Annotated in this window: 20 protein-coding genes; 3 read left to right on the top strand and 17 right to left on the bottom strand. The window is 53.9% G+C overall.

What is annotated here, in order from left to right:
• The first annotated feature begins 132 nt into the window (after positions 1-132).
• Together mfd and ACJ9N4_RS15810 are read left to right on the top strand one after the other, a co-directional pair.
• Positions 133-3,579: a transcription-repair coupling factor gene (gene mfd, locus ACJ9N4_RS15815; protein WP_182271045.1), complete on the top strand. Its 3,447-nt coding sequence runs from the start codon at positions 133-135 to the stop codon at positions 3,577-3,579.
• Between the two features lie 151 nt (positions 3,580-3,730).
• Positions 3,731-4,696: a L,D-transpeptidase family protein gene (locus ACJ9N4_RS15810; protein ID WP_411500607.1), complete on the top strand. Its 966-nt coding sequence runs from the start codon at positions 3,731-3,733 to the stop codon at positions 4,694-4,696.
• A 73-nt stretch (positions 4,697-4,769) separates the two neighbouring features.
• Here the strand turns inward: ACJ9N4_RS15810 and bhsA are convergent, their stop codons facing one another.
• Entirely contained in the window at positions 4,770-5,027 is a 258-nt protein-coding gene (gene bhsA, locus ACJ9N4_RS15805; RefSeq protein ID WP_182271043.1) for a multiple stress resistance protein BhsA, read from the bottom strand.
• Between the two features lie 246 nt (positions 5,028-5,273).
• On the opposite strand from bhsA, the gene comR reads away from it, so the two are divergent.
• Positions 5,274-5,909 (top strand): TetR family copper-responsive transcriptional repressor ComR, encoded by a 636-nt coding sequence (gene comR / locus ACJ9N4_RS15800; protein WP_182271042.1) that lies wholly within the window; start codon positions 5,274-5,276, stop codon positions 5,907-5,909.
• A 59-nt stretch (positions 5,910-5,968) separates the two neighbouring features.
• Here comR and ACJ9N4_RS15795 read toward each other — a convergent pair whose 3' ends face one another.
• The 16 genes from ACJ9N4_RS15795 to acpP all read right to left on the bottom strand — a co-directional run bounded on the left by ACJ9N4_RS15795 (position 5,969) and on the right by acpP (position 20,015).
• Complete coding sequence (locus ACJ9N4_RS15795; protein ID WP_182271041.1) at positions 5,969-6,508, bottom strand: glycine zipper 2TM domain-containing protein; 540 nt, start codon at positions 6,506-6,508, stop codon at positions 5,969-5,971.
• Positions 6,509-6,700: 192 nt separating this feature from the next.
• Complete coding sequence (locus tag ACJ9N4_RS15790; protein ID WP_182271040.1) at positions 6,701-8,005, bottom strand: NAD(P)/FAD-dependent oxidoreductase; 1,305 nt, start codon at positions 8,003-8,005, stop codon at positions 6,701-6,703.
• 238 nt (positions 8,006-8,243) lie between these two features.
• Positions 8,244-8,786, bottom strand: coding sequence for an alpha/beta hydrolase YcfP (ycfP, locus tag ACJ9N4_RS15785; protein WP_182271039.1), 543 nt, complete (start codon positions 8,784-8,786; stop codon positions 8,244-8,246).
• Between the two features lie 33 nt (positions 8,787-8,819).
• Positions 8,820-9,845: a beta-N-acetylhexosaminidase gene (nagZ, locus tag ACJ9N4_RS15780; RefSeq protein WP_182271038.1), complete on the bottom strand. Its 1,026-nt coding sequence runs from the start codon at positions 9,843-9,845 to the stop codon at positions 8,820-8,822.
• An 11-nt stretch (positions 9,846-9,856) separates the two neighbouring features.
• Positions 9,857-10,681, bottom strand: coding sequence for a thiamine kinase (thiK, locus tag ACJ9N4_RS15775; protein ID WP_182919799.1), 825 nt, complete (start codon positions 10,679-10,681; stop codon positions 9,857-9,859).
• Complete coding sequence (lpoB, locus tag ACJ9N4_RS15770; RefSeq protein WP_182271036.1) at positions 10,662-11,309, bottom strand: penicillin-binding protein activator LpoB; 648 nt, start codon at positions 11,307-11,309, stop codon at positions 10,662-10,664. The genes thiK and lpoB overlap by 20 nt, the downstream gene beginning before the upstream one ends.
• 10 nt (positions 11,310-11,319) lie before the next feature.
• A complete protein-coding gene (locus ACJ9N4_RS15765; protein ID WP_182919798.1) occupies positions 11,320-11,694 on the bottom strand; it encodes a YcfL family protein in 375 nt (124 codons plus the stop codon).
• A gap of 1 nt (position 11,695) precedes the next feature.
• Complete coding sequence (gene hinT, locus ACJ9N4_RS15760) at positions 11,696-12,055, bottom strand: purine nucleoside phosphoramidase (protein ID WP_182271034.1); 360 nt, start codon at positions 12,053-12,055, stop codon at positions 11,696-11,698.
• A 264-nt stretch (positions 12,056-12,319) separates the two neighbouring features.
• Positions 12,320-13,753, bottom strand: a complete 1,434-nt coding sequence (ptsG, locus tag ACJ9N4_RS15755) for a PTS glucose transporter subunit IIBC (RefSeq protein ID WP_182271033.1) — start codon at positions 13,751-13,753, stop codon at positions 12,320-12,322.
• Between the two features lie 298 nt (positions 13,754-14,051).
• Positions 14,052-14,846, bottom strand: a complete 795-nt coding sequence (locus tag ACJ9N4_RS15750; RefSeq protein ID WP_182919797.1) for a metal-dependent hydrolase — start codon at positions 14,844-14,846, stop codon at positions 14,052-14,054.
• A 10-nt stretch (positions 14,847-14,856) separates the two neighbouring features.
• Positions 14,857-15,861 (bottom strand): DNA polymerase III subunit delta', encoded by a 1,005-nt coding sequence (holB, locus tag ACJ9N4_RS15745; protein ID WP_182919796.1) that lies wholly within the window; start codon positions 15,859-15,861, stop codon positions 14,857-14,859.
• A complete protein-coding gene (gene tmk, locus ACJ9N4_RS15740; protein WP_182919795.1) occupies positions 15,858-16,499 on the bottom strand; it encodes a dTMP kinase in 642 nt (213 codons plus the stop codon). The genes holB and tmk overlap by 4 nt, the downstream gene beginning before the upstream one ends.
• Positions 16,489-17,511 carry a cell division protein YceG gene (yceG, locus tag ACJ9N4_RS15735; protein ID WP_411500606.1) on the bottom strand — a complete coding sequence of 341 codons (1,023 nt, stop codon included), beginning with the start codon at positions 17,509-17,511 and terminating at the stop codon, positions 16,489-16,491. Before yceG ends, tmk begins: the two co-directional genes overlap by 11 nt.
• A 2-nt stretch (positions 17,512-17,513) precedes the next feature.
• A complete protein-coding gene (gene pabC / locus ACJ9N4_RS15730; RefSeq protein WP_182919794.1) occupies positions 17,514-18,323 on the bottom strand; it encodes an aminodeoxychorismate lyase in 810 nt (269 codons plus the stop codon).
• A 121-nt stretch (positions 18,324-18,444) separates the two neighbouring features.
• Entirely contained in the window at positions 18,445-19,686 is a 1,242-nt protein-coding gene (fabF, locus tag ACJ9N4_RS15725; protein ID WP_182919793.1) for a beta-ketoacyl-ACP synthase II, read from the bottom strand.
• Positions 19,687-19,778: 92 nt separating this feature from the next.
• Positions 19,779-20,015 (bottom strand): acyl carrier protein, encoded by a 237-nt coding sequence (acpP, locus tag ACJ9N4_RS15720; RefSeq protein WP_003857954.1) that lies wholly within the window; start codon positions 20,013-20,015, stop codon positions 19,779-19,781.
• Positions 20,016-20,132: the final 117 nt, after the last annotated feature.

The raw sequence follows: 20,132 nt of genomic DNA, 5'->3' as shown, positions 1-20,132 counted from the left end.
CCTCCTGGGGACGAATCCCTCCCGTGCGGTTCCAGTTTGCTTATGCAAAACGATCGAGGATAATAAAGACATTGCGTATCAGTGATATGCCCCAATACTGTTGGTATATCCATAAGAGACTCTGACATAGCCATGGCTGAACACTATCGTTATTCCTTGCCCGTCAAAGCGGGCGACCAGCGCCAGCTGGGCGAACTCACGGGCGCGGCGTGTGCCACGCTGGTGGCAGAAATCGCTGAGCGCCATCCTGGCCCGGTGGTGCTGGTTGCCCCGGACATGCAAAATGCCCTGCGTCTGCACGACGAAATTCGGCAGTTCACCGATAACCTGGTGTCCAGCCTGGCCGACTGGGAAACGCTGCCCTATGACAGCTTCTCCCCGCATCAGGAGATCATCTCCTCACGTCTGTCGACACTTTATCAATTACCGACCATGCAGCGCGGTGTATTAATCGTCCCGGTGAACACGCTGATGCAGCGCGTTTGCCCACACAGTTATCTGCATGGCCATGCCCTGGTGATGAAAAAAGGCCAGCGCCTGTCGCGCGATGCCCTGCGCGCGCAGCTGGATAGCGCTGGTTATCGCCACGTCGATCAGGTGATGGAGCACGGTGAATACGCCACGCGCGGCGCGCTGCTGGATCTCTATCCGATGGGTAGCGACCAGCCTTATCGCCTGGATTTCTTCGATGATGAAATCGACAGCCTGCGCGTGTTCGATGCTGACACCCAGCGTACGCTGGAAGAAGTGGACTCCATTAACTTGCTGCCCGCCCATGAATTCCCGACGGACAAAACCGCCATCGAGCTGTTCCGCAGCCAGTGGCGTGACAAGTTTGATGTGAAGCGTGACGCCGAACATATTTATCAGCAGGTCAGCAAAGGCACGCTGCCGGCGGGGATCGAATACTGGCAGCCGTTGTTCTTTAACGAACCACTGCCCGCACTGTTTAGCTACTTCCCGGCAAACACGCTGATTGTGAATACCGGTGATGTCGACGCCAGTGCCAGTCGTTTTGAAAGTGAAACGCGCGCCCGCTTTGAAAGTCGGGGCGTGGATCCGATGCGTCCGCTACTGCCGCCGGAAACGCTGTGGCTACGCACTGATGAGCTAAACGCCGAGCTGAAGCGCTGGCCGCGTATGCAGCTCAAAACGGAATCGCTTGCCGACAAAGCGGCCAATACTAATCTGGCGTTCCAGAAATTGCCCGAGCTGGCCGTTCAGGCGCAGCAAAAATCACCGCTGGATAATCTGCGCAAGTTCCTCGAATCCTTTACCGGGCCGGTGGTCTTCTCGGTTGAGAGTGAAGGACGCCGGGAAGCCCTGGGTGAACTGCTCGGGCGGATTAAAGTTGCGCCGAAGCGCATTCTGCGGCTGAGCGAAGCCAGCGGTAATGGGCGTTACCTGATGATCGGTGCCGCCGAGCACGGGTTTATCGATACGCTCAACAACCTGGCGCTGATTTGCGAAAGCGACCTGCTGGGGGAACGCGTGGCGCGTCGCCGTCAGGACAGCCGTCGCACCATCAACCCGGACACGCTGATCCGCAACCTGGCGGAGCTGCACACGGGCCAGCCGATTGTTCACCTCGAACACGGCGTTGGGCGCTATCAGGGGATGACCACGCTTGAAGCGGGTGGCATCAAAGGCGAGTACCTGATGCTGACCTACGCTAACGACGCCAAACTCTATGTCCCGGTATCTTCCCTGCACCTGATCAGCCGCTACGCCGGTGGCGCAGAGGACAATGCACCGCTGCACAAACTGGGCGGTGATGCCTGGGCGCGAGCGCGTCAGAAGGCCGCCGAAAAAGTGCGCGATGTGGCGGCAGAACTGCTGGATATCTACGCCCAGCGCGCAGCCAAAGAAGGCTATGCCTTTAAGCACGATAAAGAACAATATCAGCTGTTCTGCGACAGCTTCCCGTTTGAAACCACGCCGGACCAGGCACAGGCTATTAATGCCGTACTGAGCGACATGTGTCAGCCGCTGGCGATGGACAGGCTGGTGTGTGGCGACGTTGGCTTCGGGAAAACCGAAGTGGCGATGCGCGCCGCCTTCCTGGCCGTAGAGAACAACAAGCAGGTTGCGGTGCTGGTGCCGACCACCCTTCTCGCCCAACAGCACTTTGACAACTTCCGCGACCGTTTTGCCAACTGGCCGGTACGCATTGAGATGTTGTCACGTTTTCGCAGTGCCAAAGAGCAAACACACATTCTGGAGCAGGCCAGTGAAGGCAAGATCGATATTTTGATCGGCACCCACAAGCTACTGCAGAGCGATGTGAAATGGAAAGATCTGGGGCTGTTGATTGTGGATGAAGAGCACCGCTTCGGGGTGCGTCATAAAGAGCGCATTAAAGCAATGCGCGCCGATGTCGACATTCTGACCCTGACCGCCACGCCAATTCCGCGTACGCTGAACATGGCGATGAGCGGCATGCGCGATCTGTCGATTATCGCCACCCCGCCAGCGCGCCGTCTGGCGGTGAAGACCTTTGTTCGCGAGTACGACAATCTGGTGGTACGTGAGGCCATTCTGCGTGAAGTGCTGCGTGGTGGGCAGGTTTATTACCTGTACAACGACGTGGAAAATATCCAGAAAGCGGCGGACAGGCTGGCCGAGCTGGTGCCGGAAGCACGCATTGCCATCGGTCATGGGCAGATGCGCGAACGTGAGCTGGAACGGGTGATGAACGACTTCCACCACCAGCGTTTTAACGTGCTGGTGTGTACCACCATCATCGAAACCGGGATCGACATTCCGACAGCGAACACCATCATCATTGAACGCGCGGATCACTTTGGTCTGGCACAGCTACACCAGCTGCGCGGTCGTGTCGGACGTTCACACCACCAGGCGTACGCCTGGCTGCTGACGCCGCATCCGAAAGCAATGACGACCGACGCGCAAAAACGTCTGGAAGCGATCGCCTCGCTGGAAGATCTGGGTGCCGGTTTCGCGCTGGCGACGCACGATCTCGAGATCCGCGGTGCCGGTGAACTACTGGGTGAAGACCAGAGCGGCTCAATGGAAACCATCGGCTTCTCGCTGTATATGGAGCTGCTGGAAAATGCCGTCGATGCGCTGAAGGCCGGGCGTGAACCGTCGCTGGAAGATCTCACCAGCCAGCAAACGGAAGTGGAACTGCGTATGCCTTCCCTGCTGCCGGATGATTTTATCCCGGATGTGAATACCCGCCTGTCGTTCTACAAACGTATTGCCAGTGCGAAAAAAGAAACCGAACTGGAAGAAATTAAGGTCGAGTTGATCGACCGTTTTGGGCTTCTGCCAGATGCCGCGAGAACTCTGCTGGATATTGCGCGGCTGCGGCAACAGGCGCAAAAACTGGGCATTCGCAAGTTCGAAAGCAATGAAAAAGGCGGCATTATTGAGTTCGCCGAGAAAAACCATGTCGACCCGATGTGGCTGATTGGTTTGCTGCAAAAACAGCCGCAGCACTTCCGTCTTGATGGCCCAACGCGCCTCCGCTTTGTTCAGGCGCTGGCGGAGCGTAAAACCCGCATGGACTGGGTGCGTAATTTTATGCGCCAGCTGGAAGAAAACGCTATCGCGTAACGGGCTCTCAATCCCCCCGGTAACACCTGCTGCCGGGGGACTATTTACAAACTCTTTGCACTTCCCCCGATCTTCCCGACATACTCATTCATCATAATTATCATTAACGCCTTATAAAACAATAACCTTATCATTTATATGGATTATGGTAATGATGACCTCTTCGCGTTTTACTCGCTGGATAACCCTGTTTGCGCTGGCCGCAACGGTGGCTATTGTGCTTCCTGCTCGCGCAAACACCTGGCCGCTTCCGCCTGCTGGCAGTAAGGTTGTGGGGGAAAACCGCTTTCATGTGGTTGAAAATAATGGTGGTTCGCTGGAAGCGATTGCCAAAAAATATAACGTCGGCTTTCTGGCACTGCTGCAGGCTAATCCTGGCGTTGACCCTTACGTACCGCGTGCTGGCAGCGTACTGACCATCCCACTACAAACTATTTTGCCGGATGCACCGCGCGAGGGGATCGTAATAAATCTTGCCGAGCTGCGTCTTTACTACTATCCGCCGGGCAAAAACGTCGTCACCGTCTACCCTATCGGCATTGGTCAACTGGGCGGCGATACCCTTACACCAACGATGATCACCACCGTGTCGGACAAACGCGCGAACCCGACCTGGACACCAACGGCCAACATCCGTGCCCGCTATAAAGCGCAGGGGATTGACCTGCCAACTGTTGTACCGGCAGGCCCGGATAACCCAATGGGACACCATGCAATCCGCCTCGCGGCATACGGTGGTGTTTATCTGCTGCACGGAACGAATGCTGATTTTGGCATCGGCATGCGCGTCAGTTCCGGTTGTATTCGTCTGCGCGATGACGATATCAAAACGCTTTACAGCGTGATCGCACCAGGCACCAAAGTGAATATTATCAATACACCGATTAAGGTCTCCGGGGAGCCGGGCGGCATACGCCTGGTCGAAATCCACCAGCCGTTATCGAAGAATATTGGTGATGATCCGCAGACACTGCCAATCAACCTGAATGCGGCAATGATGAGCTTCAAGGCTAATGCCGGCACCGATGGCATCGTGATGGAACGCGCGATGGAAGCGCGATCCGGTATGCCGACAAATGTCACGCGGTATCACGATACCACTCAACAGTCTATGTAACGCACAACGAAAAACGCCCTGCTCATGCAGGGCGTTTTTGATTGCAGTGGCATAACTGCAGGTTTTGTCGAGCTTATTTATAGATTACAGCAGTACCGTGCAGGGTGTTAGGGCCGGTGACTGAAGTGATACGGAAAGATTTTGCCCCCATTTCGTCAGCTTTTTGCGCCAGCTGATCTTCCAGAGAACTCAGGTTTGTACCTGCGTTTGCGGAGATGGTGCCCACTTTATGCTGATCAGCAGGGGTGGATTGCACTTCAACAGCAGCGAAGCTTGCGAAAGAAAGTGAACTCAGGACAGCAGCAGCGAGCAGGGTTTTTACGTTTTTCATGATTGTTACCTTTAGGCAGATGAATATGAAGGTCGTTAGTTATTTACTTAACGATCGATAGGTAAATGATAGATGTGATCCAGATCACGCGTCAATATGTTTTTTATAACGACCGTTAAATTAATTTAAATTCTCTTATTAATCATATTGATATGATTAATTTATTTTTCAGCAATCAGCACTGGTGGTGGCACACGTTTATTTTTATAATGACTATTCAACAAACCAACAGAGGACCAACGGCAAATGACAACCGATGTCACGAGTTGCGCAAAGAAAAGCCGTGGCCGACCAAAAGTGTTCGACAGGGATGCAGCGCTTGATAAGGCCATGACACTCTTCTGGCAACATGGGTATGAAGCGACGTCGCTTTCCGATCTGGTGGAGGCCACCGGAGCTAAAGCGCCAACGCTGTATGCGGAATTCACGAATAAAGAGGGGCTGTTCAGAGCAGTGCTGGACAGATACATCTCGCGTTTTGCTGCCAAACACGAAGCGCAGCTTTTCTGTGAAGAAAAAAGTGTTGAGCAAGCATTACTGGACTATTTCACCACCGTCGCCACCTGCTTCACCAGCAAAGATACGCCTGCGGGCTGTTTTATGATTAACACCTCCGCCACCCTTGCGGCATCTTCCAGAGAGATAGCCAACACGGTGAAATCGCGTCATGCCATGCAGGAAGAGACGTTGAGCACATTTCTGGCCCAGCGCCAGCAGCGCGGTGAAATACCCGCGCATTGCCATCCACAGGCGCTGGCACAATTTCTGAGCTGCATTTTGCAGGGCATGTCGATCAGCGCCCGTGAAGGCGCAACGCTGGAAAAACTGCAAAGTATTACCCAGACCACACTGCGCCTGTGGCCTGAACTCCTCAAAGCCTGAGCAAAAAAAAAGCTCCTCAGCCTGAGCGCTTGAGGAGCTAAATTCAGAGAACATCTTTTTTACACTTTGTTATTCAGTACCAGCTGACCGTTTCCGTCCAGGGGGATCTGGGAACCAGGGTCTTTATCCATCCGAATTTTGCCCTGCTGGTCGCCAATTTTGTACGTTACGTCATAGCCCAGCATTTTTTCCGACTTGTCGTAGACAGTTTTACAGCGCTGCTGAGTCGTGGTGTATGTGTCGTTGTCCTGCATTGCCCCCTGCACCTGGTTACCGGCGTAGCCGCCACCCAGTGCGCCGACGACGGTTGCAACATCCCTGCCACGTCCACCACCGAACTGATGGCCAATCACGCCACCGGCTACCGCACCCAGCACAGAACCGGCGATACGGTTTTCATCCTGTACCGGACGACGATGAGTCACGGCAACGTTACGACACTCCTGACGAGGTGTTTTAACGGTTTCTTTAATCGGGGTAGCGGAAACTACCTGAGCATACTGCGGGCCGCGATCAAGCACATTGAGACTGGCAACGGCAGCCACACCTAACGCAGCAGCGACGCCAATCCCTATACCCGCCAACATGGATTTATTCACGGGACTTCCTCCTTTGTTGCTATTAGTAACAATTTTGCAATTAACGGCAGATTTAGCCAATCGGAAAAAGGCGTAAAAGTGTGGGGATATCGACAGAATGACCGCGTTTCGGAGAACTCCTAAGCGATCAGAGGGAGATTACCAGCATGATATGCTAAAAAATCCCTCCGGAAGCCCGGAGGGAAGAGAGGATTAGTGCAGCTTGAGACGCGGACGAATAACGCGGTTGATTCTGCCTACCAGCATCATCAGGCCCGTTTTGAAGTAGCCGTGCAGCGCGATCTGGTGCATACGGTACAGGGAGATATACACAAAGCGTGCAATGCGCCCTTCCACCATCATGGACCCCCGCATCAGGTTACCCATCAGGCTACCGACGGTAGAGAAGTTAGACAGCGACACCAGTGAACCGTGATCTTTGTAGGTGTACGCCTTCATCGGCTTGCCTTTAGCCTGTGCCAGAATGTTGTGCAGAACCAGGCTTGCCATCTGGTGTGCTGCCTGGGCACGCGGAGGAACAAACCCGCCTTCCGGACGCGCACAGGACGCACAGTCACCGATCGCATAGATTTCCGGGTCACGTGTGGTTTGCAGCGTTGGCTCTGTCACCAGTTGGTTAATGCGGTTGGTTTCCAGCCCGCCGATATCTTTCATAAAGTCAGGTGCTTTGATACCCGCCGCCCAGACCATCAGATCGGCTTTGATGTACTCGCCATCTTTGGTATGCAGGCCGCCTGCATCCGCGCTGGTGACCATTGTCTGGGTCAGTACGCGTACGCCCAGTTTGGTCAGTTCGCTATGCGCCGCACCGGAGATACGTGGAGGCAGCGCAGGCAGAATACGTTCGCCGGCTTCCACCAGCGTCACGTTCAGCGCGTCGTTGGTCAGCCCTTTATAACCGTAGCTGTGCAGCTGTTTCACCGCGTTGTGCAGTTCAGCGGAGAGCTCAACACCCGTCGCACCACCGCCAACAATGGCGATATTAACCTTACCATTCGCACCCATGCTATTGGTGTACTTCAGGAACAGGTTCAACATTTCCTGATGGAAACGGCGTGCCTGGTGCGGGTTATCCAGGAAGATACAGTGCTCTTTCACACCTGGCGTGTTGAAGTCGTTAGAGGTACTGCCCAACGCCATCACCAGCGTGTCATACGCCAGTTTGCGCTCAGGTACCAGCAGCTCACCCTTTTCGTCGCGCAGCTCTGCCAGGGTAATGGTTTTGCTTTCACGGTTGATGTCCACCACGGAACCCAGCTGGAACTGGAAATGATGATTGCGTGCGTGCGCCAGATAGCTCAGTGCATCCACACCTTCATCCAGCGAACCGGTCGCCACCTCGTGCAGCAACGGCTTCCACAGGTGACTGTGGTTACGATCCACCAGCGTAATTTTGGCTTTTTTGCCGCGACCCAGCTTCTTGCCCAACTGTGTTGCCAGCTCCAGCCCGCCAGCACCACCGCCTACAATCACTATCTTTTTCAATGGCGTAGTCAACGTGACCCCCTCAAATTATTAACCAATTGTTAATTAAAAGTTATTGAAATAACTCTTAGTTAACAACAAGTTACAGCACTGAAACCATTCAGGTGCATTGAGAATAACACGTCAGGCGCATTGGTCATACCAAAATTGATATGCATCAAGTTTTGATGGCGTAAATTTGTACAAATTTAGCAAAAAAGAAGGCCCGGCACGCTGTCACGGCCAGGCCTGGTGAGTAAGATGATGGTGCTCAGCCCAGTGTTTTAAAGGCTTTGATGCGTTGTAAATGCGGAGAGATATTCTTGAACTTGTGGGTCTGATCCTCGTCCCAGACTATTTCATAGTAATGATGCAGCAGCTCTGCAGCCCGGTGGCTGCTCAGGGCCTCATCATTGCGCGAGAGGATCACCAGACAGCGGTCGCGGTTTTTCTCGCGGAAGTTACTGACGCACTTGGTGGCAATATCGACGTACTCTTCAGGGCGATCGATTTTGCCTTCCATGTTTTCATTCGGGAACAGGTTAGGATTGAACACCACCTGGCGAATGTCGCACAGGAACCCAATCCGCTCTGCCCAGTAGCCCCCCAACCCGACACCACAAATGAGCGGGCGCTCATCAACATTGAGTTGCAACATCTTGTCCACTTCTTTGAGTAAATGCTGCATATCATGCTTCGGATGGCGCGTACTGTAGCTGATCAACCGTACATCTGGATCGATAAACTGCAGCTGCAGCACCTTCTCATGATTACCTGGACTGTTTGAGTCAAAACCGTGTAAATAGATGATCATTGTCTCTCACCACGCTACGCCTTCCGGGAGGGTTTAAAGGCTGGCTTTATGTGCCTGCCAGCGCTCATTCAGTGCTTCAAGCTGGGCATTGACCGTCTTCCAGCGCGCCGAGCCCATCAGCTCCTGACGACTAAATGAACCTTTATGATACAATTGTGTAACACGCTCTGCATTGATCGGCGACAGGTTATCCAGCACGCTGACGGCTCCTTTACGATTATTGCAGACGAGGATCATATCGCAACCCGCATCCAGCGACGCCTGCCCGCGTTCTGCATAGCTCCCCATAATCGCCGCTCCTTCCATCGACAAATCGTCGGAGAAAATCACACCGTTGAAACCGAGCTCCTGGCGCAGAACGGTTTTGAGCCAGTGCGCAGAACCGCTGGCCGGACGCGGGTCAACATCACTGTAAATCACGTGTGCTGGCATGATGGCATCCAGTTTGTTATCGGTAATCAACGAACGGAATACCGACATATCTTTGGCACGAATGTCCGCCTCCGGACGCGGATCGCGTGGCGTCTCTTTGTGCGAATCCGCAGTCACTGCGCCGTGGCCAGGGAAGTGCTTCCCGGTGGTTTTCATTCCCGCATCGTGCATACCATCAATAAAACGGGTAGCCATCGCCAGTGCAATACGCGGATCCTCATGATACGAACGTTCACCAATGGCAGCACTGATATGCCCTACGTCCAGCACCGGTGCAAAGCTGATGTCGATATCCATCGCAATCATCTCACTGGCCATCAACCAGCCCGCATCCTGTGCCAGTTTGCCGCCCTCTTCCGTACCCAACAGTGCCGCAAATGATTGTGCCGCTGGCAGGCGGGTAAAGCCTTCGCGGAAACGTTGTACGCGCCCGCCTTCCTGGTCTACAGCGACCACCAGACGATGATGGGATGCTGCGCGGATTTGCCGGACCAGTTCACGCAGCTGCTCCGGATCGTGATAGTTGCGGGTAAACAGAATCAGACCACCAACCAGCGGGTGCGCCAGAATTTCACGCTCCTCCGCATCCAGCTCAAACCCTTCTACATCCAACATGACTGGACCCACACGAACCTCTCTTATCCTTTAGTTTGTAACTGACGCCAGACGTCATCTGCCAGCGTAATAAATTGTTTGTCACCGGACTGCCGCAGGCGGACTTCGAACCAGCCTGCCATCAGCATCAATACCCACGGCCGCCAGCGCCTGACCTGATGAGCCAGAATTGTGGCATCCAGGTGGGCAATCCGGGCATAGTCGCTGATGAGCGTTTGTCGCGCGGTATCCTCTTCCGCCCACACTGCTGCCAGCTCCAGTGCCACATCCCCGTCTCCGGCATATTCCCAGTCGATAAGCCTGGTCCCTGCTGACGTATGAACGATATTCCCGGCGTGGACATCCATATGCAATGGTACCAACCGTAGCGGCTGTGGCTCTCCCGCTTTACGCAGCCGTTTAAGCTCAGCCAGCCAGAAAGGCGTTCGTCTGCCGGGTAAAGCCTGCTGCCAGTATTGTTCAAGCAGTGGTGCCAGCGTAACTCGCCACCCCAGACGCGGCTGGCTGTGCAGATGATACAACATAGCCGCAAGCGTGGGGGGATCCGGCAGCTCGCTTTTGATCTCTCCCGCAAGATATTCCACGGCCATCCAGCCCTGCATAAAAAAACACGGCTGCGGCACGAGATCCACCGGAAGACGCCTCAACGCGCGATACTGTCGACGAAAGTGGGAGGCAGGAGCGGAAGCATCATGATGCTGGCGCAAAACCAGCCGATGAGAGTCTTGCTCAATAATGCAACTCGCGCCGCCAAGCCCAGAATGGGCCTGCGGCGCGATAAGGCGATACTGAGGGAAATAACGCGTCAGAACATCTTCACGCGTGCAGTTATTGTTGCGTAACGGCACCTTTACCTGACCAGATAATTTCGCCTGTCTGAACCAGCATCAGCTGCATCTGCAGCGCTGGCGTATTCACGTTACCGGAGGCGTTTGAGTAGAGCACATACTGAGCGCCAACGTTACGGGCGATACCAATCGCCTTGCTACGCGAACCGAGGCTATCCTGTGGAGACAGGCCCAGTTGCTGTTTGGCAACTGCCAGCTGTTGCGCGGAGACCAGCGTAAATTTACCGTTATTTGCCAGGGCATTGCGCAGCGTTTCCGTCGCTTCACCCGCGTTCAGGGAACCGTTAGTACGGTTATTCACGCTGTCCACCAGCAGTACGCTTCCCGGCGTGACGCCTTGCGCCTGCAGCATTTTGCCTACCATCGGCTGCATCGCGCCGTTCCAGTCATAGTGACGCACGCGTGGTGCAGGCTGGGACGTTTGATCCTGATGTTCAATCGGGCCTGGCTGTGCCGGAATGCTCGGTACAGACGGCACGGTTGGCTGCGGCTCCGTTGGTTGTGTCGGCTGCTCTGTGCCTGGTTTGGCCTCTTCCACAGGAGCAGGTTGTTCCGTTCGCGTCACACACCCTGCAAGGAAGAGTGCAAAAGCGGTCACGAGCGCATAACGGCTCATATTTTTAATCAAGGTTCACCCCTTACAAATAAAGATAAAGCCGCACCTTATGCGCACCCAGAGAGTTGGCGCTGCCATAAAGCGTGACTGACGACCTTGCCGGAATGGTGACGCTGCGCGTCGCCTCAAGCGGGTGCATTTCAAGGCCTCTTACGTCATACCAGTAAAAACGGTAGTGCACCGTTACCGGCTCATGTCTTTCGTTGAAGAGCGTAGAGGAAGCAGAAGACTGAATTTCACTGATGGTCAACGCGGGTTGCTCTGCCGTGATACCCGCAGCAAGCACGGAAGATTCCATCACCAGCGTCTGTTCATCACTGACCGGGATCGCCGGACGCGCGCTGCACCCGACCATCACCATTGTCATTACCAGCGCCACAATACGCCCTCTTAACATGTCAAAGACCTTTGTGTGCCAGCATCGGCCCCAGGGGACGACCACCCAGCAGATGCATATGAATATGATAAACTTCCTGACCACCGTGGCGATTACAGTTCATGATCAGACGGTAACCGTCTTCCGCAATCCCTTCCTGCTCAGCAATTTTCGCGGCCACCGTCAGCATACGGCCTAATGCCACTTCATGCTCGGTTTTTACGTCATTCATGGTCGGAATCAGAATATTTGGAATAATAAGGATATGTGTCGGTGCCTGAGGTGAAATGTCCCGGAAAGCCGTCACCAGCTCGTCCTGATAGACGATATCCGACGGGATTTCGCGGCGGATAATTTTACTGAAAATAGTTTCTTCAGCCATGACCTGTTCCTTTTTTGTTTAATCTGGCGTGGTGCGTCCGCTGTTAACACACAATGTCTGTATTACTGTGTGACATAACTCAAGAGTATGAGCGAATTTCTCCTGCCCTTTCAACCTTCTCCCTCGATTTCTTTCCTTATTGCTGACCAGCTGGCTGGAGAGTAACCACTCAGACACCTGTTTCATTTTTTACGGTGGCGTTTCATCCGCTCCACATATAAAAAAGGCAGCCATTCGGCTGCCTTAGTCTCCCCAGATCACAACTTAGTTGCTGCGGATGTATTCATCCATTTCGGTTTTCAGGTTATCGGATTTCGTACCGAAGATTGCCTGAACACCAGAACCAGCCACTACGACGCCCGCTGCGCCCAGTTTTTTCAGACCAGGCTGGTCTACTTTCGCAACGTCGGCAACACTCACACGCAGACGAGTGATACACGCGTCCAGGTTAGTGATGTTTTCTTTACCACCGAACGCGGCAACCAGAGCCGGAGCCATTTCGCTGGTCACGCCAGCTTTGCTGTCTTCTGACGCATCTTCACGACCTGGTGTTTTCAGGTCCAGTGCTTTGATCAGCACACGGAAGATGGTGTAGTACAGAACGGCGTAGCACGCACCAACCACTGGGAACAGCCACAGTTTGCTGCTGTTACCGGACAGAACGATGAAGTCGATCAGGCCGTGAGAGAAGGACGTACCGTCACGCATACCCAGCAGAATACAGATTGGGAATGCCAGACCTGCCAGAACTGCGTGGATAACGTACAGGATCGGCGCAACGAACATGAAGGAGAACTCGATCGGCTCGGTGATACCGGTCAGGAACGAGGTCAACGCTGCGGAGATCATGATACCGCCCACTTTTGCACGGTTCTCTGGTTTAGCAGAGTGCCAGATTGCAATTGCAGCGGCTGGCAGACCGTACATTTTGAACAGGAAACCACCAGACAGTTTGCCTGCAGTTGGGTCACCTGCCATATAACGTGGGATATCACCGTGGAACACCTGACCTGCGGCGTTGGTGAATTCACCAATCTGCATCTGGAATGGAACGTTCCAGATGTGGTGCAGACCGAATGGTACCAGGCAGCGTTCAACGAAGCCGTAGATACCGAACGCCACAACCGGGTTCTGGTAAGCAGCCCACTGGGAGAATGCCTGGATCGCAGAACCAATTGGAGGCCAGATGAAGGACAAGAGCACGCCCAGAATAATCGCGGCCAGACCAGAAATGATCGGAACAAAACGCTTGCCCGCGAAGAAGCCCAGATACTCAGGCAGCTTGATGCGATAGAAGCGGTTGAACATATACGCTGCAATCGCACCGGAGATGATACCGCCCAGAACACCGGTGTCTGCCAGGTGTTTCGCTGCGATCTCTTCAGCAGGTAAATGCAGAACCAGCGGCGCAACCACAGCCATAGTTTTCACCATGATGCCGTAGGCAACCACTGAAGCCAGAGCAGATACACCGTCGTTATTGGTGAAGCCCAGAGCAACACCGATAGCGAAGATCAGCGGCATGTTAGCAAAAACTGAGCCGCCTGCTTCGGCCATCACATGAGAAACTACGGCTGGCAGCCAGCTGAAGTTAGCAGAACCGACACCCAGCAGAATACCTGCGATAGGCAGTACGGATACTGGTAGCATCAGCGATTTACCGACCTTTTGCAGGTTAGCAAATGCATTCTTAAACATAATTGAGAGTGCTCCTGAGTATTTGTGCTTTTTTTTACGCTTTCACGCATTGGCCCGGGGGGAGTACCGTGCCGTGGACGGGACATCTAAGCGCCCTTTATTTATTACACAGAGTAAAATAAATCCCTCTGAGTTTGTTTGACGGCTATCACGTTTCAGCTTAAGGCGGCCAAAAAACTTTCAGACATTTACAAAAAGCATTTCTGGATGTGTCTAAAAACACCATCACCGCCCCAAATGAGGCGGTGAACTTTACTCGCTTTGTTTATTAATTACGAGCCTAAAAAAAACAGGTGTATCAAACAGATTGCAGGCGGGCGGGATCAATGTGGAACAGCATTGCGAAGTTTTCCGTTGTGGTGCGAGCCAGCTCATCGATGCTAACCCCCTTCAGAACGGCCATATACTCAGCCACATCTCTCGTCATGGCTGGCTGGTTTTCTTTACCGCGGTGCGGTACCGGTGCCAGGTAAGGAGAGTCTGTCTCCACCAGAATACGATCGAGAGGAACATAACGCGCGGCATCACGCAGTTGTTCTGCGTTGCGGAACGTAACGATCCCCGAAAACGAGATATAAAACCCCAAATCAAGCAGCTTACCCGCCGTTTCTCTGTCCTCTGTGAAACAGTGTAGTACGCCACCGCAATCCGTCACTTTTTCTTCCCTGAGGATCGCCAGCGTATCCGCACGCGCATCACGGGTATGGACAATAACTGGCTTGTTCAGCTCGCGACCAATGCGAATGTGGTGACGGAACGATTCCTGCTGGCGTGGTTTTGTTTCCGGCGTGTAATAATAATCCAGCCCGGTCTCCCCCAGCGCCACCACGCCCTCTTCCGCAGCCAGACGACGTAACTCTTCAACGTCGTACTCTTCATCCTGATTCAGCGGATGCACACCGCAGGAGAACACGACGTTATCGCGAACGCCCACCAGCTCACGCATGGTGCGGTAACCCGGTAGCGTCGTTGCTACAGCCAGGCAAAATTTCACATCACGGGCAGCGGCTTTTGCCAGTACATCGTCCACGTTTTTATGCAGGGATTGATAATCCAGGCCATCGAGATGGCAGTGTGAGTCGACTAAAAACATAATGTCTCTCTCAGAGATGGGAAACGGGCGGTATCACGCCCGGTTGCAGGTAATGTTCAATACGCAGTAACTGGTCGGTCAGTAAAAGCTCTCGATTGAGACCCGTGACGGCCAAAAGTTGTTCGCGGCTCTGACAAACGTCATGGAGGATAGCGCGCAGGGACGTGCCTGACAGAGCGTTCGCCAGGGTGTTCACCAGCGGCCAGGCATCAGGGTTAGTCAACAACGTCGCCCCTTGCTGGATCTTGAACGCATCAAGGAGTAAGGAGGCCAGCCAGTGCAGACGCTCGGTAACCTGATCGCTATTGAGTACAGGCAGCAGGCTCAACCAGTCGCGGCTATTCAGTGAAGATTCGACAGCCTGGCAGAGCGCCTCACGCTGTGACCAGACATCCGGTTGCAGCATCGCCAGAGCTGCAGCCGGTGCGCCACCGCACAGGCGTAGTGCAGAGAGCGCCACGTCTTGTGACGTTGTCACTTCCCGTTCCAGCCAGCTAAGCGCCCACGATTCCTGAGGCACTGCGAGGTGATGAAGGCGACAGCGGCTGCGTAGCGTGGCCAGCAATCTGCCCGGCTCACGGCATGACAGGAAGAACCAGGTTTTTTCCGGCGGTTCTTCCAGCGTTTTCAACAGTGCGTTAGCGGCTGCTTCGGTAAGCAGTGCCGCATCTTTCAGCCAGATGACTTTTGCCCCGTTGAGTCGCGCGTGTTCGTACAATTTTTCGCTAACTTCACGCACAGCGTCAATACCGAGCGTACTTTTACCTTTCTCAGGTTCAAGTGTGTAATAGTCAGGATGTGTACCGGCCTGCATCAGCTGGCAGCCACGGCATTTGCCACAGCTTTTGTGTCCTTCCGGCTGTTGGCACATCAGAAAACGGGTGATGGCGTAAATCAACGCATCATCGCCCATACCCGGCAATGCCTGAATCAGTAACGCATGATGCCCCCGACCGCCCTGATAGCTGTTGACCAGCTGTTCAAAGTGCGGGCGCAACCACGGATACCATTTCATGCCTGTTGTTCCTGTAGCCATTGCGCGACGGTTTCCTGAATGGAACGAGTGACAACCTCAAGGGATTGCGTTGCATCAATGGTACGAATTGTGCTGTCCTGTCCGGCCAGTTCAAGATAACGCGCACGAGTACGGTTAAAGAAATCGAATGACTCTTGCTCAATGCGATCCAGTTCACCACGCGCACGTGCGCGCTTCAGCCCCACTTCCGGCGTTACGTCCAGATAGAGCGTCAGATCGGGGCGGAAATCACCGAGCACCACATCACGCAGCGTTGCGAGCATCGTCTGGTCAATACCGCGACCACCACCCTGATAAGCCTGGGTAGACAGATCGTGGCGATCGCCAATGACCCACTTACCTTCGGTCAGCGCGGGTTTGATCACTGTCTCCACCAGCTGCACACGCGCAGCATAGAACATCAGCACTTCGGCTTTGTCGGTGATAACTTCGTCGCCTACGGATTTGATATCCAGCACCAGACTACGCAGTTTTTCAGCCAGCTGCGTGCCGCCCGGCTCACGGGTGAACACCATATCCGCAATACCATGCGATTTCAGCGTCTCAACGACCACGTTGCGGGCGGTGGTTTTACCTGCCCCTTCGAGTCCCTCAATGACAATGTATTTACTGCGCATTTTTTTCCTTAAGTGCCTTCAGATAGTCCTGAACAGAGCGATTATGGCTGGCAAGGTTGGTGTTAAAGGTATGACCACCTTTTCCATCAGCCACAAAATAGAGATACGGTGTTTTTGCCGGGTGCGCGGCAGCCTGAAGCGATGCTTCGCTCGGGGTCGCAATCGGGCCCGGCGGTAAACCACTAATCACGTAAGTATTATACGCCGTTGGTGTCTCCAGATCTTTTCTGGATATCTTACCGTTATAACCCTCTCCCATGCCGTAAATCACGGTAGGGTCGGTTTGCAGGCGCATGCCGATGCGCAAACGGTTGATAAAGACCGACGCCACCTGGTCGCGCTCTGCGGCAACGGCCGTCTCTTTCTCGATGATCGAGGACATCGTAACAAACTGATTTTGATCTTTATACGGCAACCCATCGATGCGCCCTTCCCAGGCCGCCCCGACCGCCGCGACCATTTTTTTGTGCGCCCGCTTCAGAATGGCAACATCAGTGGTACCTGCCGTATACATCCAGGTATCTGGCCAGAACCAGCCTTCTACCCACTCAGGATGTTCGAATTTCAGTACCTCAGCCACCGTCTGGTAGCGGTCATCTTTCAGGGTATGCTTAATATACGGAGCATCGCGCAGTTGTTTGAGGTAATCGCTCAGGCGCATACCTTCAACAAAACGCAGCGGGAACTGTGCCTCTTTGCCACTTTCCAGCAACAGCAGCATCTCCCTGACGGTCATTCCCGGGGTGAAGCGATAAGTCCCGGCTTTGAAGTGGGACAGCGCAGGTTCAACACGCAGTAACCACTGGAATACGCGCGGGCGGTTAATGATCTTATCGCCATAAAGCTGCTCACCCAGCGCCTGCCGCCCGGTACCCGCTTTAAGGGTAAAAATCATCTCGTCTTTAATCAGGATTTTACTGTCCGCCAGTTGGCGAACCTTCCACACTCCTGCTCCGCCAGCAATACCCAGCGTAACGACAAGGAGGAGAACAAAGCGCAACATTTTCTTCATGACTATCTGGTTTGCTCACATATCGGGGCTAAAAACTGAAACAGCTCGCGCGATGGCAGGTGGAGTTGGCCATAAGCGCGTACGGGCACAACAGGCATCAGCGCATTGCAGATAATCATTTCATCAGCTTTCTGCAGCGCCTCTTCCCTCGCACTCACTTCGACAACACGAAAGCCCGAGTGTGCCAGGTGCTGTAAGCAAAACTGACGCATGATGCCGTTCACACCGGCCTGCTCCAGTGAAGGCGTGAAAACATCACGACCCTGCCGCCAGAGTAAATTAGCCGCACAGCATTCCGTAATGAACCCTTCGCTGTCAAGAACCAGCGCCTCATCAGCGTCCGTCTGCTCAAGATGAGTACGGATAAGCACCTGTTCCAGGCGGTTGAGGTGTTTAATACCGGCAAGCATTGGGTTTCGCCCCAGACGTACCGGGCTAAGCGTCAGGGTAACGCCCTCTTTACGCCAGCGTTCGTAATGGGCAGGGTACGCGGAAACCGACAGGATCCGTGTCGGATGTTCGCAACGGGCTCCACTGTAGCCCCGCCCCCCGCTGCCGCGACTGATAAGCACTTTGAGTACCCCGCTGCTCTTCCCTGACGCCAGCTGGCACATTTCGTGCCGCAGCGTATCCCACTGTGTAAATGGGATCAGCAAGGTTTCACAGGCATTTTGCAGGCGGCGGATATGCGCATCAAGCAGGCATACATCCCCGTCAAGAATGCGCGCCGTCGTAAAGCAGCCATCACCAAACTGAGTTGCTCTGTCGCTGGCAGGCAGAGAATCTAGCTCAAGGCCATTGATTAAAAACATGGTGGCTCCTTATGCGTGGGGGTTCAGTCTGGCAGGATGTCGTACACCCGACAAGAAGAAAAGACCTAATAAAAAAGGTCCGACAAGCGGACCTTTTTTGATAGCCATCGGGCAGCCAGACTCAAATCTTTTTGAAGATCAGAGAGCCGTTGGTGCCACCAAAGCCGAAGGAGTTACACAGCGTGTACTCCATGCCACTAACCTGACGCGCTTCGTGCGGTACGAAATCCAGGTCACAACCTTCATCCGGGTTATCCAGGTTGATGGTTGGCGGTACAGCCTGATCGCGCAGCGCCAGGATAGAGTAGATAGACTCTACTGCACCCGCCGCACCCAACAGGTGACCGGTCATGGATTTCGTCGAGCTCACCAGTACGCGGCGGGCAGATTCGCCGAAGATAGACTTAACGGCCTGAGTTTCTGCTTTATCGCCCGCAGGAGTAGACGTACCGTGCGCGTTAACGTAGCCGATCTGCGCAGGGGTAATACCCGCATCGCGAATCGCATTTGCCATTGCCAGCGCGGCACCGGCACCATTTTCTGGTGGTGACGTCATGTGGTAGGCATCACTGCTCATACCAAAGCCAACGATTTCAGCATAAATTTTCGCACCGCGTTTTTTCGCGTGCTCGTACTCTTCCAGCACGATCATGCCCGCACCGTCACCCAACACGAAACCATCACGGTCTTTATCCCACGGACGGCTCGCCGCCTGAGGGTTATCGTTACGGGTAGACAGCGCACGCGCCGCACCAAAGCCACCTACACCCAGCGGGGTACTGGCTTTTTCCGCACCGCCTGCAACCATAGCATCTGCATCGCCGTACGCAATGATACGCGCGGCCTGGCCGATGTTATGTACGCCAGACGTACATGCGGTAGCGATAGAAATGCTTGGCCCACGCAGGCCGAACATGATAGTCAGGTGACCTGCCACCATGTTAACAATCGTGGACGGAACGAAGAACGGGCTGATCTTACGCGGGCCACCATTCATCAGAGATGTATGGTTTTCCTCGATCAGGCCAAGACCGCCAATCCCGGAGCCGATAGCGGCACCGATACGGGTTGCGTTCTCTTCCGTAATTTCAAGACCAGAATCCTGCATGGCCTGAACGCCAGCGACAATTCCATATTGAATGAAGGCATCCATCTTGCGCTGTTCTTTGCGCGAGATTATCTCTTCACAGTTAAAATCCTTTACTAAGCCAGCAAATTTCGTTGCATAGGCGCTAGTATCGAAATGGTCGATTAGGCTGATGCCGCTCTGACCGGCAAGGAGAGCTTTCCAGGTGGACTCTACGGTATTGCCGACAGGAGACAACATGCCAAGTCCGGTCACAACTACACGACGCTTAGACACGTTTGTCCTCCAGGGAGGGATAAAAAAAAGAGATTCGTGGGACTAAAAAAGATAAAACTCAGGCGGTCGAATGACCGCCTGGAGATGTTCACTTACGCCTGGTGACCGTTGATGTAATCAATGGCAGCCTGAACGGTGGTGATTTTCTCAGCTTCTTCGTCCGGAATCTCAGTATCAAACTCTTCTTCCAGAGCCATTACCAGCTCAACGGTGTCAAGAGAATCTGCGCCCAGGTCTTCAACGAAGGAAGCGGAGTTCACAACTTCTTCCTGCTTAACGCCCAGCTGTTCGCCAATAATTTTCTTAACGCGTTCTTCGATAGTGCTCATACTCTTAAATTTCCTATCAAAACTCGCTTTCGCGATGGTTTTCGTAGTGTATAAAATGTTGAAAAATTTGCAACTAAATCCCGGCAGGTCTTACCACGATTTTACGTTATTTTGAGG

Source organism: Enterobacter sp. LM3 (assembly GCF_046622475.1).
GTDB lineage: Bacteria > Pseudomonadota > Gammaproteobacteria > Enterobacterales > Enterobacteriaceae > Enterobacter > Enterobacter cloacae_P.
The sequence above is the reverse complement of the archived record's forward strand: the minus strand, read 5'-3'. Positions and strand labels throughout refer to the sequence as shown.

What these genes read in the sequence shown, in the direction of transcription:
- pabC (WP_182919794.1), bottom strand. Translation starts at nt 18,323, where the DNA reads ATGTTTTTAATCAATGGCCTTGAGCTAGATTCTCTGCCTGCCAGCGAC.
- ACJ9N4_RS15750 (WP_182919797.1), bottom strand. Translation starts at nt 14,846, where the DNA reads ATGTTTTTAGTCGACTCACACTGCCATCTCGATGGCCTGGATTATCAA.
- ycfP (WP_182271039.1), bottom strand. Translation starts at nt 8,786, where the DNA reads ATGATCATCTATTTACACGGTTTTGACTCAAACAGTCCAGGTAATCAT.
- yceG (WP_411500606.1), bottom strand. Translation starts at nt 17,511, where the DNA reads ATGAAGAAAATGTTGCGCTTTGTTCTCCTCCTTGTCGTTACGCTGGGT.
- mfd (WP_182271045.1), top strand. Translation starts at nt 133, where the DNA reads ATGGCTGAACACTATCGTTATTCCTTGCCCGTCAAAGCGGGCGACCAG.
- ACJ9N4_RS15765 (WP_182919798.1), bottom strand. Translation starts at nt 11,694, where the DNA reads ATGTTAAGAGGGCGTATTGTGGCGCTGGTAATGACAATGGTGATGGTC.
- acpP (WP_003857954.1), bottom strand. Translation starts at nt 20,015, where the DNA reads ATGAGCACTATCGAAGAACGCGTTAAGAAAATTATTGGCGAACAGCTG.
- comR (WP_182271042.1), top strand. Translation starts at nt 5,274, where the DNA reads ATGACAACCGATGTCACGAGTTGCGCAAAGAAAAGCCGTGGCCGACCA.
- ptsG (WP_182271033.1), bottom strand. Translation starts at nt 13,753, where the DNA reads ATGTTTAAGAATGCATTTGCTAACCTGCAAAAGGTCGGTAAATCGCTG.
- hinT (WP_182271034.1), bottom strand. Translation starts at nt 12,055, where the DNA reads ATGGCTGAAGAAACTATTTTCAGTAAAATTATCCGCCGCGAAATCCCG.
- bhsA (WP_182271043.1), bottom strand. Translation starts at nt 5,027, where the DNA reads ATGAAAAACGTAAAAACCCTGCTCGCTGCTGCTGTCCTGAGTTCACTT.
- holB (WP_182919796.1), bottom strand. Translation starts at nt 15,861, where the DNA reads ATGAAATGGTATCCGTGGTTGCGCCCGCACTTTGAACAGCTGGTCAAC.
- ACJ9N4_RS15810 (WP_411500607.1), top strand. Translation starts at nt 3,731, where the DNA reads ATGATGACCTCTTCGCGTTTTACTCGCTGGATAACCCTGTTTGCGCTG.
- tmk (WP_182919795.1), bottom strand. Translation starts at nt 16,499, where the DNA reads ATGCGCAGTAAATACATTGTCATTGAGGGACTCGAAGGGGCAGGTAAA.